The 15491-nt window shown below is 70.6% G+C and carries 13 protein-coding genes; 6 read left to right on the top strand and 7 right to left on the bottom strand.

The features are described from left to right. Positions 1-121 precede the first annotated feature (121 nt). Entirely contained in the window at positions 122-1528 is a 1407-nt protein-coding gene (locus tag OG787_RS33655; protein ID WP_405537711.1) for a PQQ-binding-like beta-propeller repeat protein, read from the top strand. Here the strand turns inward: OG787_RS33655 and OG787_RS33650 are convergent. The 4 genes from OG787_RS33650 to OG787_RS33635 form a co-directional block, all read right to left on the bottom strand. After that, complete coding sequence (locus OG787_RS33650) at positions 1508-2752, bottom strand: exo-alpha-sialidase (RefSeq protein ID WP_369036621.1); 1245 nt, start codon at positions 2750-2752, stop codon at positions 1508-1510. The two genes, OG787_RS33655 and OG787_RS33650, sit on opposite strands and share 21 nt — an antisense overlap. 196 nt (positions 2753-2948) lie before the next feature. Next, on the bottom strand, positions 2949-3620 hold the full coding sequence (locus tag OG787_RS33645; RefSeq protein ID WP_235479205.1) for a response regulator transcription factor: 672 nt from the start codon (positions 3618-3620) through the stop codon (positions 2949-2951). Next, positions 3617-4855 carry a sensor histidine kinase gene (locus OG787_RS33640; RefSeq protein WP_405537710.1) on the bottom strand — a complete coding sequence of 413 codons (1239 nt, stop codon included), beginning with the start codon at positions 4853-4855 and terminating at the stop codon, positions 3617-3619. Before OG787_RS33640 ends, OG787_RS33645 begins: the two co-directional genes overlap by 4 nt. 68 nt (positions 4856-4923) lie before the next feature. Continuing rightward, positions 4924-7011: an MMPL family transporter gene (locus OG787_RS33635; protein ID WP_405540664.1), complete on the bottom strand. Its 2088-nt coding sequence runs from the start codon at positions 7009-7011 to the stop codon at positions 4924-4926. A 192-nt stretch (positions 7012-7203) separates the two neighbouring features. Here OG787_RS33635 and OG787_RS33630 point away from each other — a divergent pair, with 192 nt between their 5' ends. Next, a complete protein-coding gene (locus OG787_RS33630; RefSeq protein ID WP_369036620.1) occupies positions 7204-7374 on the top strand; it encodes a hypothetical protein in 171 nt (56 codons plus the stop codon). Between the two features lies 1 nt (position 7375). Here the strand turns inward: OG787_RS33630 and OG787_RS33625 are convergent, their stop codons facing one another. Both OG787_RS33625 and leuA read right to left on the bottom strand, forming a co-directional pair. After that, complete coding sequence (locus OG787_RS33625) at positions 7376-8098, bottom strand: TerB family tellurite resistance protein (RefSeq protein WP_405537709.1); 723 nt, start codon at positions 8096-8098, stop codon at positions 7376-7378. A 223-nt stretch (positions 8099-8321) separates the two neighbouring features. After that, entirely contained in the window at positions 8322-10052 is a 1731-nt protein-coding gene (gene leuA / locus OG787_RS33620; RefSeq protein WP_369036618.1) for a 2-isopropylmalate synthase, read from the bottom strand. 336 nt (positions 10053-10388) lie between these two features. On the opposite strand from leuA, the gene OG787_RS33615 reads away from it, so the two are divergent. The 4 genes from OG787_RS33615 to OG787_RS33600 all read left to right on the top strand — a co-directional run bounded on the left by OG787_RS33615 (position 10389) and on the right by OG787_RS33600 (position 14439). Beyond that, positions 10389-11456 carry a M4 family metallopeptidase gene (locus OG787_RS33615; RefSeq protein ID WP_405537708.1) on the top strand — a complete coding sequence of 356 codons (1068 nt, stop codon included), beginning with the start codon at positions 10389-10391 and terminating at the stop codon, positions 11454-11456. Positions 11457-11489: 33 nt separating this feature from the next. Then, the gene (locus tag OG787_RS33610) at positions 11490-11756 is read left to right on the top strand and encodes a protealysin inhibitor emfourin (protein ID WP_369037562.1); all 267 of its coding nucleotides are present in this window, start codon (positions 11490-11492) and stop codon (positions 11754-11756) included. A 46-nt stretch (positions 11757-11802) separates the two neighbouring features. Continuing rightward, positions 11803-13122: a GH1 family beta-glucosidase gene (locus OG787_RS33605; RefSeq protein ID WP_405537707.1), complete on the top strand. Its 1320-nt coding sequence runs from the start codon at positions 11803-11805 to the stop codon at positions 13120-13122. 84 nt (positions 13123-13206) lie between these two features. Then, entirely contained in the window at positions 13207-14439 is a 1233-nt protein-coding gene (locus OG787_RS33600) for an MFS transporter (protein ID WP_369037564.1), read from the top strand. Positions 14440-14503: 64 nt separating this feature from the next. Here OG787_RS33600 and OG787_RS33595 read toward each other — a convergent pair whose 3' ends face one another. Next, positions 14504-15364, bottom strand: coding sequence for an NAD-dependent epimerase/dehydratase family protein (locus tag OG787_RS33595; RefSeq protein ID WP_369037565.1), 861 nt, complete (start codon positions 15362-15364; stop codon positions 14504-14506). Positions 15365-15491 lie beyond the last annotated feature (127 nt).

Below are 15491 nucleotides of genomic sequence, written 5' to 3'. Positions count from 1 at the left end.
ACACGACCTCGGTGGGCTCAACACCATCCGCTAAGTCGCGTGGCTCGCTTGGCTGTTCGGACATCAGGGACCTCCTCAGATCCCGCCGTTACACCAAGTACGGTACAGACCCGCTGGCGGGATGACGGCGACCGACGGTGGGGCGGCGGCGGAACGGTTCGGTGGGCGGCGGCGGTTCATGGTGCTGGGGGCCGGGGGACTCGCGGCGGTGGCCGGCGGGGTGGGGGCCTGGCGGCTGCTCGGCGGCGACGCGGAGCAGTGGCCGTGGGAGGAGGTCCGGGCCCAACCGCTGGACGGGGTGACCCCGTTGGCTCTGAACGCGCACGCCGGAGTCCTCTATCTGTCGGGATTCGGCGGGATGACTGCCGTGGACCAGTCCCGTGGCGGCAAGCGGTGGCAGGCGCTGTCGGAGTTCGACCTCCAGTCCACCCCGGCCTTCGGCGCGGGCGTCGTCTGCGTCACCGGCGTCCGCACGGGCGGGCGGACGGTGGTGAACGGTATCGAGGCGTCCTCGGGCCGCGTGCTCTGGGAACGCGAGGTCGACGGTCTGACCGAGCACGCCCCGACACCGGCGGCCGGCGACATCATGCTCGTCGTCATCGGCAAGGCCTCCGTCGCCTCGGACACCGTCGTCCACGCGTTCGACGCCAGGTCCGGCCAGGTCAGGTGGAGCACCAAGCTGCCCGCGAAGACCGTGGGACCGTCGGCGCCGGTGTCCGGGAACGGCCTGGTGCATCTGACCACCGGGGTGTTCAGCGAGGGGTCGATGGCCTGGGCGCTGGACCTGGCCACGGGCGCGTTGCGCTGGAAGTCCCCCTCGGAAGGCTTCCTGGGCGCCCCGGTCCTGGCCGGACGCGAACTCCACCTGACCGCCAACCCCAGCGGCGGCAGCGCCGACCAACGACACAACGCGTTCGTCACGCTCGACGCCGTTTCCGGGAAGGATCTGCGGCGGGCGGGGAACCTGCCGGTCGGCACCGAGCTGAGGGTCCAGCGGGTGGGCGGCACGGTGTCCGCGGCCGTCCGCCGTTACGGGGACGAGTACCGCACCACCCTCGCCGCCGTCGACGTGTCGACCGGGCGCCTGCGCTGGCAGGCGGACACCGGCATCGACATCGTACGAACCTTCCGCGTCTCCGGCGACACGGTCCTGGCCGGGGGCAACGAGCCCCCGGAGACGACCGGTTCCTATCTCGTCCAGGTCTTCGACGCCGGCACCGGCCGCCGCCGCTGGACCCGCGACATGGGGACCCACGTCAGCTCGGAGGGCCCCGTCCTGGCCGGCGGCACGGTGTGTGTCCCCACCCGCGCCAAGGAGTACACCGACCGGGGCACGCTCAACTTCCTCGACGCCGCATCCGGCACCACCCGCCGGCGCCACTCCCTGTCCGCCAACGGTGACGCCATCACGTGCCCGGACGGCCGCACGCTCTACGTCCTGGCCATGCCGTTCCCGGATCCCCCCGAGAAGACGCTGGAAAACCCCCAGGTCCCCATGCTGTACGCGTTACGACGCGGGGACTCCTGACGACACAGTCCCCACACCCACCCGCCGGAACTCGATCGACTCGTACGTCCCGTCGGTCCCCGTCTCGTACAGCACCCCCACCAACCGCCGGTCCACCCGCACCAGGTCCGAGTAGGCCGCCCGGCGGTTCGACAGCGTCAGTACCTTGGTGAACGTCTCTCCCCCGTCCACGCTCCGCCAGATCGCCATCGACCGCCGCGCCGTGGGTTCCGAAGGCCCCGAGAACAGCAACGCGCCCGAACCGCCCTGGAGTTGAAGCACACTCCCCTGCACGATCGGGACGTCGTTCAGGGTGGGCTGGACCGTGTACGGGCGGTCCAAGGTCTTCCCGCCGTCACTGGAATAGGAGTCCAGGCGATTCCCGGGCGCCACCCCGTTCTGGTCCCTCGACGAGAAGTACAGCCTGCCGTCCGGGAGTTGGGCCGCGCTCGTCTCGTTGGCGTTCTCGATGCCGTCGTACGAGTCGTCCACGAAGCCCAATCGCCAGGTGCGGCCCGCGTTGTCGCTGTAGATCGCGTGGCCGCCGTAGTACCTGGACTCCTGGCCCGTGTCCGTCGAACCCGTCGGCGGGGCCACCGAGTGGTTCGACGGGATCACGATCCGGCCCGCGTGCGGGCCGCGCGTCAGATATACCGCATGGCCCGGACCCGTCGCGTACCAGCGCCAGTTCGGGAGCTTCGTCTGGGCCGTGATGTCTCTCGGGCGCGTGAAGCGGCGGCCGTCGCTCACGCCGGTGCTCGTCTGGACGAAGACCCTGCGGCTCTGCTCCGGCGTCGCCTCGCCGCGCATGATCTGGGCCTCCGTCACCGCGCCGGAGTTGTACGACGTCACCAGTACGATCCGGCCCGTCCGCTGGTCCACCACCGGCGCCGGATTGCCCCGCGTGTCACCGTTCCCGGCCGCGACCACCGACAGCGGGCCCCAGGTGCAGCCGCCGTCCGTGGAGCGGCGCAGGACCACGTCGATGTCGCCGCTGTCCCCCGCGCCGTCGTGTCTCCCCTCGGCGAAGGCCAGGAGGGTGCCCTTGCGGGTCGTGACCGTCGCCGGGATGCGGTAGGTGTCGTAGCCACCCTTGCCCGCCGTGTAGGGGACCGATGACGTGCAGTACGAACGGGTGGCCGCCGCCCGGGCCTTCGTCGCGGTGAGGCCGGTGCCGATTCCGGTGCCGGTGATCAGGACCGCGCCGGTGGTCGCGGCGAGCAGCGTACGGCTCAGGGGCCTCATCGCTCTCCCTTGCGGAGTCAGGTGAAGGAGTGGAGTCGGGGCGTGCGGTGCCAAGTGACCTGCTGCCGGTACTACGACAACAGGAGGTGACAGTAACTCCGCTGACGATCAGTCACCACTCGTAGCGCGTACGGAACATACGTACCCGCACGCCCACCACACCCCTTTGCGCCACTCCCCGCTACGCCACTCCCCGCTACGCCACTCCCCCCGGCGTCACCAACCCCGACTCGTACGCCACGATCACCAGCTGCGCCCGGTCCCGCGCGCCCAGCTTCCCCATGATCCGGCTGACGTGGGTCTTCGCGGTCAGCGGGCTCAGGCCCAGGGTCTCCGCGATCTCCGTGTTGTTGAGGCCCCGGGCGACCAGCCTCAGCACCCCGCGTTCCCGTTCCGTCAGGCATTCGGGGCCGCCCGTCGGCGTCGGCGCCTCGGCGCTGCGCAGCAGACGGGCGATCAGGCTCGCCGTCGGGCCCGGGGAGAGCAGGGCCTCGCCCGCCGCCACCGTGCGGATCGCGTCCAGGAGTTCCGCCGGTTTCGTGTCCTTGACCAGGAAGCCCGAGGCGCCCGCGCGCAGCGCCTCCACGACATGCTCGTCCGTGTCGTACGTCGTCAGGACCAGCACCTTCACACCCGCCAGATCCTCGTCGGCGGCGATCAGCCGGGTCGCCTCGATACCGTCCAGGTCGGGCATCCGGATGTCCATGACGACCAGATCGGCGCGGGCGCTGCGGGCCAGTTCGACGGCCTGCCGGCCCGTACCCGCCTGTCCTACGACCTCCATCCCCGGTGCCGACTCGACGAGCATCGCGAACGCCGCCCGTACGAGGGTCTGGTCGTCCGCGAGCAGTACGCGAATGGCGGTCACCTGACCCCCTCCCTGTTCACCGGCAACGGCAGTACCGCGTTCACCCTGAACCCCCCGTCCTCCCCCGGGCCGGCATCAAGCGTGCCGCCCACACTCCGCGCCCGTTCCCGCATCCCGACCAGCCCAAAACCACCCTCAGACGTATGCTCCCCGCCCCCGACCCCGTCGTCCGTCACCTCCACCCGCAGGGCGCCCTCACCCCCGTACAGCCGCACCCGTACCGTCAGATCCTCCCGCCCTCCGTGCCGTACGGCGTTCGTGAGCGCCTCCTGGACTATGCGGTAGGCCGCCGCGCCCACCGCCGGGGGTACGGCGTCCGCCCGTACCGCCAGTTCGACCTTCGCGCCCGCCACCCGTGCGGTCTCCGCGAGGTCGGGCAGTCCTGCCAGGCCCGGCAGCGGGCCGCGGGTGTCTCCCGCGCCCTGGCCCTCCCGCAGCACCTCCAGCGTCGTACGCAGCTCACCGCGTGCCGTTCGGCAGGTCTCGGCGATGTCGTCCAGGGCCTTCGCGACCGCCGTCCGGTCCAGGCGGTCCGGATCGGCGGCCAGGACATGGGCCGCCACCGAGGTCTGGACCCCCACCAGGGTGATGGTGTGGGCCAGCAGATCGTGCAGGTCACGGGCCACGCGGAGGCGTTCCTCCGCGACCCTGCGACGCGCCTCCTCCTCGCGGGTGCGTTCGGCCCGCTCGGCGCGCTCGACGATGGCGGACACGTACTCGCGGTAGAAGCGGAGGTCGATGCCGACGAACAGGACGGCGATGATCCAGCCGAAGATGCGCAGGAGTTCGATCGCCTGTTTGGTGTCCACGGTCAGCATGACCGACATGGAGATGGCGAGGACCGTGATGCCGGTCAGCAGTGTGCGCAGGGGGCGGCCGGTGACCGCGACCGTGTACAGGGCCAGGAAGGCCGCCGGGGTCGGCGCCGAGTGGTTGTTGTCCATGGCGTGGTACGGCACCACCAGCGCCACCACCACCGCGAGGACCAGCATCGGGCGGCGCCTGCGCCACACCAGCGGCACCTGGAGGGCCAGCAGCAGGACCCAGCCGATCACGTCGGGGCGGCGGCCGTCGTCGATGAGCAGGGCCATGGCCGTACCGGCGACCGCGGTCGTCAGGGCCAGCAGCGCGTCGTTGCGGGTCGCGTGCGGGGCGCTGCGGGGGTCGCGGATGATCGCGGCCATCATCCGCTCGCCCCATCCAACGCGGGCCGCTCTTCCGGTGGTTGGCTGCACGGGCTCATCCTCCGCCAACGGGCGCCCCTCCGGCAGGGAGGGGCGCCCGCTCGCTCGTACGACGGATCTCATACGGGTTCCGGCTGGCGTTCCTGTCGTACGGTGTCCGGGTCCGGCTTCCGGGACAGTGCCCCCGGCCACCACACCCGCCTGCCCAGCGCCACGCTCGCGCTCGTCACCAGGTACGTCCGGACGAGGAAGGTGTCGAGGAGCACACCGACCGCGATCACGAAGCCCAGTTCGACGAGCTGTACGAGCCCCATGTTCGTCAGCACCGCGAAGGTCGCCGCGAGGACCAGCCCGGCGGAGGCGATGACCCCGCCCGTCGTCCGCAGCGCGGTGAGCGCCGCCGCCACCGGGTCCGCGCCCCGCAGCGCCTCCTCGCGCATCCGGTGCATCAGGAAGATGCCGTAGTCGACGCCCAGCGCGACCAGGAACACGAAGGACAGCAGCCCGAGCCCGGGATCGGTGCCCTCGAAGCCGAGCAGCGGCCCGAACACCAGTCCGCCGATGCCGAGCGAGGCCCCCCACACCGCGACCACGGCGGCCACCAGCATCAGCGGCGCAACGAGCGAGCGCAACAGCGCGACCAGGATCAGCAGCACGGAGAGGAGGACGATCGGTACGACGACCCACCGGTCCCGTGCGTTGGTGTCGACCAGGTCGATCTGCTGGGCGCTCACCCCGCCGACGTACGAGCCCGGCAACTCGTCCCGCAGCTCCTTGATGGTGGTCGTCTCGGCGGCCGACTGGGGCGCGTCCTTCGCGAAGACGGTGATCTCGGTCCAGCCGTCTCCCGTACGTCCCTTCTGCGCGTCGCTGATCCCGTCGGCGGCCCTGATCGTCGTGAGCGTCTCGTCCGCCCGGCCGGCCGGGGTGATGACGCTGATGGGCTGGGTGCCCCGGTCGGGATAGGCCTTGGCCAGGGTCTGCATCGCGGCGACGGCCTCCGGCTTGTCGACGAAGGCGTCCTCCTGCTTGACCGGTCCGGGCAGGTTCAGCGCGCCCAGGGCGAGCGCGCCGAGCAGGACGGCACCGCTCGCGAGGACCACCAGGGGCCGGCGCCCGGCGGAGCTGCCCATCGCGGCGAAGAGCGAGCGGCGGCGCACCTTGGGCGTGCTGCCGTACGCGGGGACCAGCGGCCAGAACACCCGGCGGCCGAGGAGGACGAGGATCGCGGGGAGCAGCGTGAGCATGGCGATCAGTGCGCAGAGCACGCCGACCGTGCCCAACGGGCCCATGCTGCGGCTGGAGTTGAGGTCGGCGGCGAGCAGGCACAGCACCCCGGCGGCGACCGTCCCGGAGGAGGCGAGGACGGCGGGTCCGCAGCCGCGCAGGGCGGCGAGCATCGCGTCGTACGGCCGCTCGATGTGCCGTAGTTCCTCGCGGTAGCGGGAGACGAGGAGGAGGGCGTAGTCCGTGCCCGCGCCGAAGACGAGGATCGTCATGATGCCCGAGCTCTGGCCCGAGACCGTGGTGCCGAAGGCCTGGTTGAGGCCGTAGGCGACGCCCATCGACAGGAAGTCGGCGATGCCCGCGACGACCAGCGGCACCAGCCACAGCACCGGGCTGCGGTAGATGAGGATCAGCAGGACGGCGACCACGCCGACGGTGGTGTAGAGCAGCGGTCCGCCGAGCGAGTTGTAGACCTCGGCGGCGTCGGTGGAGAGCGCGCCCGGTCCGCCGACCTCGACGGTCAACCCGCCCTCGCTGTGCGCTACTTCGCGTACGTCGTTGACCAGGGCGTCGCGCTTGTCCTCGTCGGTGCCGGGCTCGTTGCTGCTCACCGGGTACATGAGGGTGGCGCCGTCGGCGGACGGTACGCCCTGCGGGGTCGCCGTCAGGACGTGTTCGCCGGCGATCCGGTCGACCTGTGCGGCGGCCGTCCCCTTGTCGGCGGCGGTGAGTCCGCCGTCGCGGTGGTAGACGAGGACCAGCTGGGTGGTCTCGCCGCCGGGCAACTGGTCCTGGATCCGGGCGACCTGGGTCGAGTCGGCGTTCGCCGGCAGATAGTCGGTGATCCGGTCGTGCTGCACCTCGGAGAGCTTCGCCGCGAACGGCCCCACGATCGCGAGCACCCCGATCCACAGCCCGAGCACGAGCCAGGGCACGGTTCGTCGGCGCCGAGCCCTCGTCACTGTCTTTGCGGCCTCCATGTCGAGGCCCTCCCCTCGTCCGGACTTCTGGCTGACGTTCACCAGAATTCCGTCGCACGGGGGTGGATTCGTCGCGCGGGAGGGCGAGTTCGGGGCTACTGCCGGGGGTGACACGGGGGCCGGATTACTCCCCAGGGAGTACGAACCGGGCGACGGGGCACTCGGATCCCACCCTTCGAGAGGAACCGTCCCATGCTTGGTATAGGCGCAGCAGTACTGTTCTTCGTCGCGTTCCTGATCAACGCGGCCGAGATCTCGACGAACGACGTCTTCACTTCCACGAACGTCATGCTGCTCGGTCTGATGGCCCTGGCCCTGCACGTCGCGGGGATCGGGACCGGCTGGTCCGCCCGCAGGCGCTGACTCAGGACGGGGTGCGCGCCGCCGCCAGCAGCCGGGTCACATCGTCCCCGCAGATCGTCAGCGCCGCGCCGACCGTCGTCAGGACGTCGCGTTCCGCCGGGGTGTACGGGCCGTCGGCCAGGGCGATACGGGCGCCCTGGAGCAGGATCGATTCGCGGCCGGGGGCGGCGAGGTGCGGGGCCAGGGGGTCCAGCGCCTCGTGCAGTTCTATGGCGAGGCCGGGACCGCACGGCGGGCCGAAGAGACGGCCCGTGTCGGCGGCGAGGGCTTCCACCAGGGCCGCGAGCTGGTCCTCCGTACAGTCGTCGAAGCCGGCCGCGCGGACGCCCGTCACCGCTGTCTCCAGGGTGTGGCGGGCGTGGGTGCCGCCGGCGGCGAGGACCGCGAGGGCGACCGTGTGGACCGCGTCGCGGAGCATCGCGGAGAAGCGGGTCGTGGTGGGGTGGTCGAGGACGTCCGTGCCGAAGTGCCGCTGGCAGGCCGCGCATTCGACGACCGGCCCGGTCTCGCCGCGCGGGAGGACCGGTACGCCGAGGAGGGTGAAGCGGCGGCGGCCGGTCAGGCGCTGGTAGTTGCGGTCCCCGCCGCAGCCGGGGCAGAAGAACTCGCCGTCACCGACACCCGTCCAGACCGTTCGGGAGCCCAGGACGCGTGCTGTCCGGCCTCTGCGCACGACGCGTACGCCTCGACCGTCTCGGCCGCCTCGTCGCCGTCCTGGGAGCACGTCGCACCTCCGGTAGCTACCCCCCACTGCCTGTTGCAGGGCGCGGGAGGTACCCCCACCGGCAACACTGCCGCGCAGGCGTGATGTTAGCCACATTGTTGATGCGGAGTCAGTACCCAGGACCAGACCTGCCCATGACCCACCCTTGGTTTGGCCGGTATACGACGGCGGCCCCGCCCGCCACGAAGGGCGGACGGGGCCTGAAACCAACCGGTCGGGTGAGTCAGCGGCCGGCGCGGTTGACGGCGGAGACGACCGCCTTCAGGGAGGCTCGGGTCGTGTTGGCGTCGATGCCGATGCCCCACAGGACCTTGTCGTCGATGGCGACCTCGATGTAGGAGGCGGCCTGCGCGGAGGCGCCCTCGCTCATCGTGTGCTCGGAGTAGTCCAGGAGCCGCGCGTCGATGCCCAGGCCCTGGAGCGCGTGGAAGAACGCCGAGATCGGGCCGTTGCCCGTGCCCACCAGGGTGGTCTCGACGCCGTCGACCTCGGCCTCGACGGTGAGGGTGTCCACGCCGTCCTTGTCGGTGGTCGACTGGTTGGTGCTGACCTGGATGCGGCCCCAGGGGTTCTCCGGGTTCGGCAGGTACTCGTCCTGGAAGACCGTCCAGATGTCGGCGCCGGTGACCTCGCCGCCCTCGGCGTCCGTCTTCGCCTGGATGATCTTCGAGAACTCGATCTGCATCCGGCGCGGCAGGTCCAGCTTGTGGTCGTTCTTCAGGACGTACGCGATGCCGCCCTTGCCCGACTGGGAGTTGACCCGGATCACGGCCTCGTAGGACCGGCCGACGTCCTTCGGGTCGATCGGCAGGTACGGGACCGCCCACTCGATGTCGTCGACGGTGACGCCCTTGGCCTTCGCGTCGGCCTCCATGGCGTCGAAGCCCTTCTTGATGGCGTCCTGGTGGGAGCCGGAGAAGGACGTGTAGACCAGGTCGCCCACGTACGGGTGGCGCGGGTGGACCTCCATCTGGTTGCAGTACTCCCACGTACGACGGATCTCGTCGATGTCGGAGAAGTCGATCTGCGGGTCGACGCCCTGCGAGAACAGGTTCATGCCCAGGGTGACCAGGTCCACGTTGCCGGTGCGCTCGCCCTGGCCGAACAGACAGCCCTCGACGCGGTCGGCGCCGGCCATCAGGGCCAGTTCGGCGGCGGCGACGGCCGTACCGCGGTCGTTGTGGGGGTGGATGGAGAGGACGACGTGCTCGCGGCGGGTCAGGTTGCGGCCCATCCACTCGAAGCGGTCCGCGTGCGTCGACGGGGTCGAACGCTCCACCGTGGCGGGCAGGTTGAGGATGATCTCGCGGCCCGGGCCGGGCTGCCAGACGTCCATGACCGCCTCGCAGACCTCCAGCGCGAAGTCCAGCTCGGTGTCGGTGAAGATCTCGGGGCTGTACTGGTAGCCGAACTCCGTCTCGGGGCCCAGCAGTTTCTCGGCGTACTCCATGACCAGGCGCGTGCCGTCGACGGCGATCTGCTTGATCTGGTCCTTGGAGCCGCGGAAGACGACCCGACGGAAGACGGGCGCCGTCGCGTTGTACAGATGCACGTTGGCGCGCTTGGCGCCCTTCAGGGACTCCACGGTCCGCTCGATCAGGTCCTCGCGGGCCTGGGTCAGTACGGAGATGGTGACGTCGTCGGGGATGACCCCCGGCTCCTCGATGATGGAGCGGACGAAGTCGAAGTCGGTCTGTCCCGAGGCCGGGAAGCCGACCTCGATCTCCTTGTAGCCCATCTTGACCAGCTGGTCGAACATCCGGCGCTTGCGCTCGGGCGACATCGGGTCGATCAGGGACTGGTTGCCGTCGCGCAGGTCGGTGGAGAGCCAGCGAGGAGCGACGGTGATCCGGTTGTTCGGCCAGGTGCGGTCGGGGATGTCGACCTGCTCGTACTCGCCGTACTTGTGGATCGGCATGGAACTGGGCTGCTGGCGATTGGCGCTGTGGGCCATGATGCGTGGGCTCCTCGTGGTGTCCTGAAGGACGGCCGACGGCGCAACGCCAGACTCCGCGGGGAGGGGGTCGGCCTCGACTTACAGGCCCTCGCCGCGGCAGCTAAGGAGGAGCAGCCCGATACGCATGGTGCTCCGCACTGTAGCCGAGCCGCGCCGGGGGTGCGGGCCTGTATCACTATGCGGGACTGCCAGTATGCGGGAGCGGAAGAACAAAAGGGGCAAAAAGTGCGCCATACCACTCCGTCACCGAATCGTGGGCTCCTTGTCCCGGTATTTCACCAATCATGGTTGCGGGTAGTGACAGGGAAATGACTCGGTGCAAGGGTGCCGGGCATGACGACCAACGGGGGCTTCGAGCCCGTCTTCTGCACGATCATCCCGCCGCACGTCCTCGACAAGGTGGCCCAGGCCGACGACCCGGTGCTCGCCGGTCCCGCCCGCCGCACCCTGGAGTACGACGCCTACCAGCGCACCCACCGCCGCCTGACCACGGTCCTCGGCGCACCCGCCGTGGCCGCCGCGCCCCTGGCGGACGAGAAGCCGCTGCGGTCCATCTACGACGCCGAGCACCGCCAGAACCTGCCCGGCACGCTCGTCCGCTCCGAGGGTTCAGAGCCGGGGCAGGACGCCACCGTGAACCGTGCCTACGCCGGTCTCGGCGCCACCTTCGACCTCTTCCTGAAGGTGTACGGCCGCAACTCGATCAACGGCGAGGGCCTGCCGCTGGACGCCACCGTCCACTTCGACGAGGACTACGGCAACGCCTTCTGGAACGGCGAGCAGATGGTGTTCGGCGACGGCGACGGCGAGATCTTCCTCGACTTCACCCTCCCCATCGACGTCATCGGCCACGAGCTGACCCACGGCGTCACGCAGTACACCGCGAACCTGACGTACTTCGGCCAGCCGGGCGCGCTCAACGAGTCCATGTCGGACGTCTTCGGCTCGCTCATCAAGCAGCACTCGCTCGGCCAGACCGCCGACCAGGCCGACTGGCTGATCGGCGCGGGCCTGCTCGCCCCGCGCGTCACCGGCGTGGCCCTGCGCTCGATGAAGGCTCCGGGCACGGCGTACGACGACGACGTGCTCGGCAAGGACCCGCAGCCCGCGACCATGGACGACTACGTCCGCACCGGCCGTGACAACGGCGGCGTCCACATCAACAGCGGCATCCCCAACCACGCCTTCTACCTCGCGGCCACCACCCTCGGCGGCAACGCCTGGGACAAGGCCGGACAGATCTGGTACGACGTGCTGACCGGCGGCGAGCTGTACGCGCAGGCCAGTTTCGCCGACTTCGCCAAGCTGACGGTCGCTGCCGCCAAGGATCGCTTCAACGACGGCGAGGAACTCCAGGCCGTACTGAAGGCGTGGGAACAGGTCGGGGTGCCGGCACAGTAGGCCTCACGGGCGCTTTCGTACTAGAAATGAGCTATGCGTATTCAGGTACGGCGCACAGGCGGATTCGCGGGCATCGAGCGGCACGCCCAGGTGGACACCTCGGGCCGGTCCGACGCCCACGAGTGGCATGCCCTGGCCGAGCGGGCGGTCTCCGCCGGCCGGGGCACCCGTCCGATCGGGGTACCGGACGGCTTCAGCTACGAACTCACGGTGGACGGGAAGACGGTGTACTGCGCCGATCCCCGGCTCACGGAGGAGCAGCGCAAACTGATCTCGCGCGTCCTCAAGGAAGGCGCGTAACTGGTTGTTCACGCCGGGCCGTTGACACCCGTTACCCCCGGTACCCATGATCCGGCGCATGGCGACCAACCCGATACCCCAGTTCCCGGCCGGCTTCCTGTGGGGCGTGTCCACCTCGGCGCATCAGATCGAGGGGGCGGTGGACCAGCGCGAAGCGTCCGTGTGGGACGCCTTCACGGCCGAGCCCGGGCGTGTGAAGGACGGGTCGACGGCCGCGGTGGCCTGCGACCACTTCCACCGCTACCCCGAGGACGTGGCCCTGCTGGCCGGCCTCGGCGTGGACGCGTACCGCTTCTCGATCTCCTGGCCCCGGGTGAACTCCCCCGGCGGCCTGGACTTCTACGACCGGCTGGTGGACGAGCTGTGCGCGGCGGGCGTACGTCCCGTCCCGACCCTCTTCCACTGGGACCTGCCGACGAGCCTGGACTGGCTGGAGCGGGACACGGCGTCCCGGTTCGCCGAGTACGTGGCTGTCGTCGCGGAACGGATCGGCGACCGCGTGAAGAAGTGGATCACGATCAACGAGCCCGCCGAACACACCTTGTTCGGGCACGCGTTGGGCGCGCACGCGCCGGGCAAGCAGCTGATGTTCGACGCGCTGCCGGCCGCCCACCACCAGCTCCTCGGCCACGGCCTGGCGGTACGGGCACTGCGCGCCGCCGGTGCCACGGACATCGGGATCGCCAACTCGCACGGGCCGACCTGGCCGGCGTCACAGGACCAACCGGACCTGGAGGCGGCCGAGTTCTACGACCTGCTGCTCAACCGGCTGTTCGCCGACCCGGTCCTGCTGGGCCAATACCCGGACGGGATCGGCGACTTGATGCCCGGGGACGTGGAGTCCGACCTCAAGATCATCGGGGAGCCGCTCGACTTCTACGGCGTCAACTACTACTCGCCGACGAAGGTGGGCGCACCTCAGGGCGCCGACATCGAGTTCGGCGGGCTGACGATCCCGGCCGAACTCCCCTTCTCCGTCCAGGAGATCGAGGACGTGCCGGTGACGGACTTCGGCTGGCCCGTCGTACCGGAGGGCCTGACCGAGCTGCTCACGACCTTCCGTGACCGCTACGGCGACCGGCTGCCGCCCGTCGTCATCACCGAGAACGGCTGCTCGTACGAGGGGCTCGACGACCAGGAGCGGATCGCCTACCTGGACGGTCATGTCCGGGCGCTGCACCGGGCGGTGGAGGCGGGCGTGGATGTGCGCGGCTACTTCGTGTGGTCGCTGCTGGACAACTTCGAGTGGGCGGAGGGGTATGCGCGGCGGTTCGGGCTGGTGCACGTGGACTTCGAGACGCTTGAACGGACGCCCAAGGCTTCGTACGGCTGGTTCAGAGACCTTCTCCGGGCGCAGAGAGACTGAGGACGATTGAGGACGACCGAGGATGACTGACGTGTCCCGCTCGGTGGGTGCGCTCGCCGAGCCCGTCATGGGGGTCCCCCCGGTTTGAGCGAAGCCGAGAACTGGGGGAGGGTCGGGCGGGGGTGGACCGCCTCGCTGTCGCTCGCCAACGGGGCGATCTGGGTGGGCTGGTTCGGGCCGCTTCAGATCCTGCTCGCCTCCCAGGCCGAGGACTTCGCGCCCGGCACCGGGATGTCGAAGGAGACCCTGCTGGCCTGGGTGGCGGGCGCGGGCGCCCTGGTGTCGCTGGTGGCGAACCCGTTCTTCGGCGCGCTGTCGGACCGGACGACGTCGCGGTGGGGACGCCGTACGCCGTGGATCGTGGGCGGCGCGGCGGGCGGGGCGGTGTCGTTGCTGCTGCTCGCGGGGGCCGGTGGGCTGTGGACGATGGTGGCCGGCTGGTGTCTGGTCCAGCTGACCCTGAACGCGGCCTTCGCCGCCGTCACGGCCGCCGTCCCCGACCGGGTGCCCCGGCTCCAACGGGGCTCTGTGGGCGGCTGGTTGGGCGCGGCGCAGATTCTGGGGGTGGTGGGCGGTACGGGTCTGGCGACGGCGGCCGGAGGTGTGGGCGCGGGATACGCGGCGTGCGCGGCGTTCACGCTGCTGGGTGTGCTGCCGTACGTACTCCGGCACGGGGATCTGCGGCTCGCGGCCGAGGACCGGCCGGTGTGGGCCTGGCGGACCTTTCTCGCCGGGTTCTGGCTGAGCCCGCGTCGCTATCCGGACCTGGGCTGGGCCTGGCTGACCCGGTTCCTGATCAATCTGAGCAACGCGCTGGTTCTGCTGTACCTCCTGTACTACCTGCGCGACCGCCTCGACCACTCCGACCCCGAGCAGGGCGTGCTCATCCTGACCGCGGTGAACAGCGTGACGCTGCTCGCCACGGTCGTCGTCGGCGGGGTCTGGTCGGACCGGGTGGGCCGTCGCAAGCCGTTCGTGATCTGGTCGGGGGTGCTGATGGCGGTGGCGACGGCCGCGCTGGCCGGCTGGCAGACCTGGCCGGGGGCGATCGTGGCGGCGGCGGTCCTCGGGATCGGCTTCGGGGTGTTCACGTCGGTCGACTTCGCCCTGATGACGGACGTACTGCCGAAGGCGCTGGACCGGGGCAAGGACCTGGGCGTCATCAACGTGGCCAACGCCCTGCCCCAGGTCGCGGCACCCGCCCTCGCCGCGCCGATCGTCACCTACCTGGGCGGATACCGGGTGCTGTATCTGGTGGCGGCGGTGATCGGGCTGGCGGGGGCGGTGCTGGTGGGGCGGATCAGGGGGGTCGACTAGTCCGGAGGGCTCTGAGGGTTCGGAGGGCTCTGAGCGTTCGGAGGGTTAAGAGCGTTCGGATGGTTCAGAGCGCGCCCGCGTCCCGGGCCGCCCAGACGGTCGGGTACAGCGGGCGGTAGCCGAGGTCCCGGCGGATGCGCTCGGTGGACATGATCCCGAACCACGGGTCGGGGTCCGTGCGGTCGTGGGCCTCGGCGGGGGTCTCGACGCCGTTGAGCTGGTGCAGCTCGACCGTCGTGACGGGGGCGTCGTCGGCGATGTTGTAGATACGGCCCGCGACTCCGGGCGCGTGCAGGAGCCGCAGCAGGCCCTGGGCGACGTCCGCGTGGTGGGCCATCTGGAGCCGCTGGGCCGCCGCCCAGTTCGCGGCCCACATCAGGGACTGGGCGAGATGCGGATCGCCCTCGCCGTAGACGAAGGGGAGCCGGCCGACGCGTACGTCCATGCCCTCGCCGTCCAAGGCGAGCAGTTGCCGTTCGGCTTCCGCCTTCGACTCGTTGTACGCCCCCCACATCATGCCGCCGGGCCGGATCTCGTCCTCCTCGACCAACGGGCGGCCCCTGCCGGTGCCGTACACCATCCCTGTGCTGACCTGCACGAAGCGTCGTACGCCGGAGGCCAGCGCCGCTCGGCCCAGTGCCACGGCCGCGTCCCGGTTGACGGCCCATGCCTCCTCGTCCGGGACCCCGCGGAAGGAGGCGGCGACGTTCACGACCGCGTCCACACCGGCCACCGCCTTGCCGAGCGCCTCCGGGTCGCGCAGATCACCGAGGACGACCTCGGCGCCCAGTTCCGCGAACCGCTCCGCCCGCGCCTCGTCGCGCACCAGGATCCGTACCCGCTCCCCCGGCCGGCTCTGCGCCAGCAGCCTCGGTACGAAGCGCCGGCCGACCTGTCCCGTCGTGCCTGTCACCAACGTCAGCATGATCCGCACCTCTCGTTCGCTCTCCTTGCGGTGACATCACTCTGGGACGGTGTCGGGGCGGCCGGGAGAGACCCGTCTTTCAGGGGATCGGCGGGCCCTGGATAAGTCGGGCGGGGTCGGCCACGCT

The sequence above is a fragment of the Streptomyces sp. NBC_00075 genome (assembly GCF_045041225.1).
GTDB lineage: Bacteria > Actinomycetota > Actinomycetes > Streptomycetales > Streptomycetaceae > Streptomyces > Streptomyces adonidis.
This window is presented reverse-complemented; position numbering and strand designations above follow the sequence as displayed.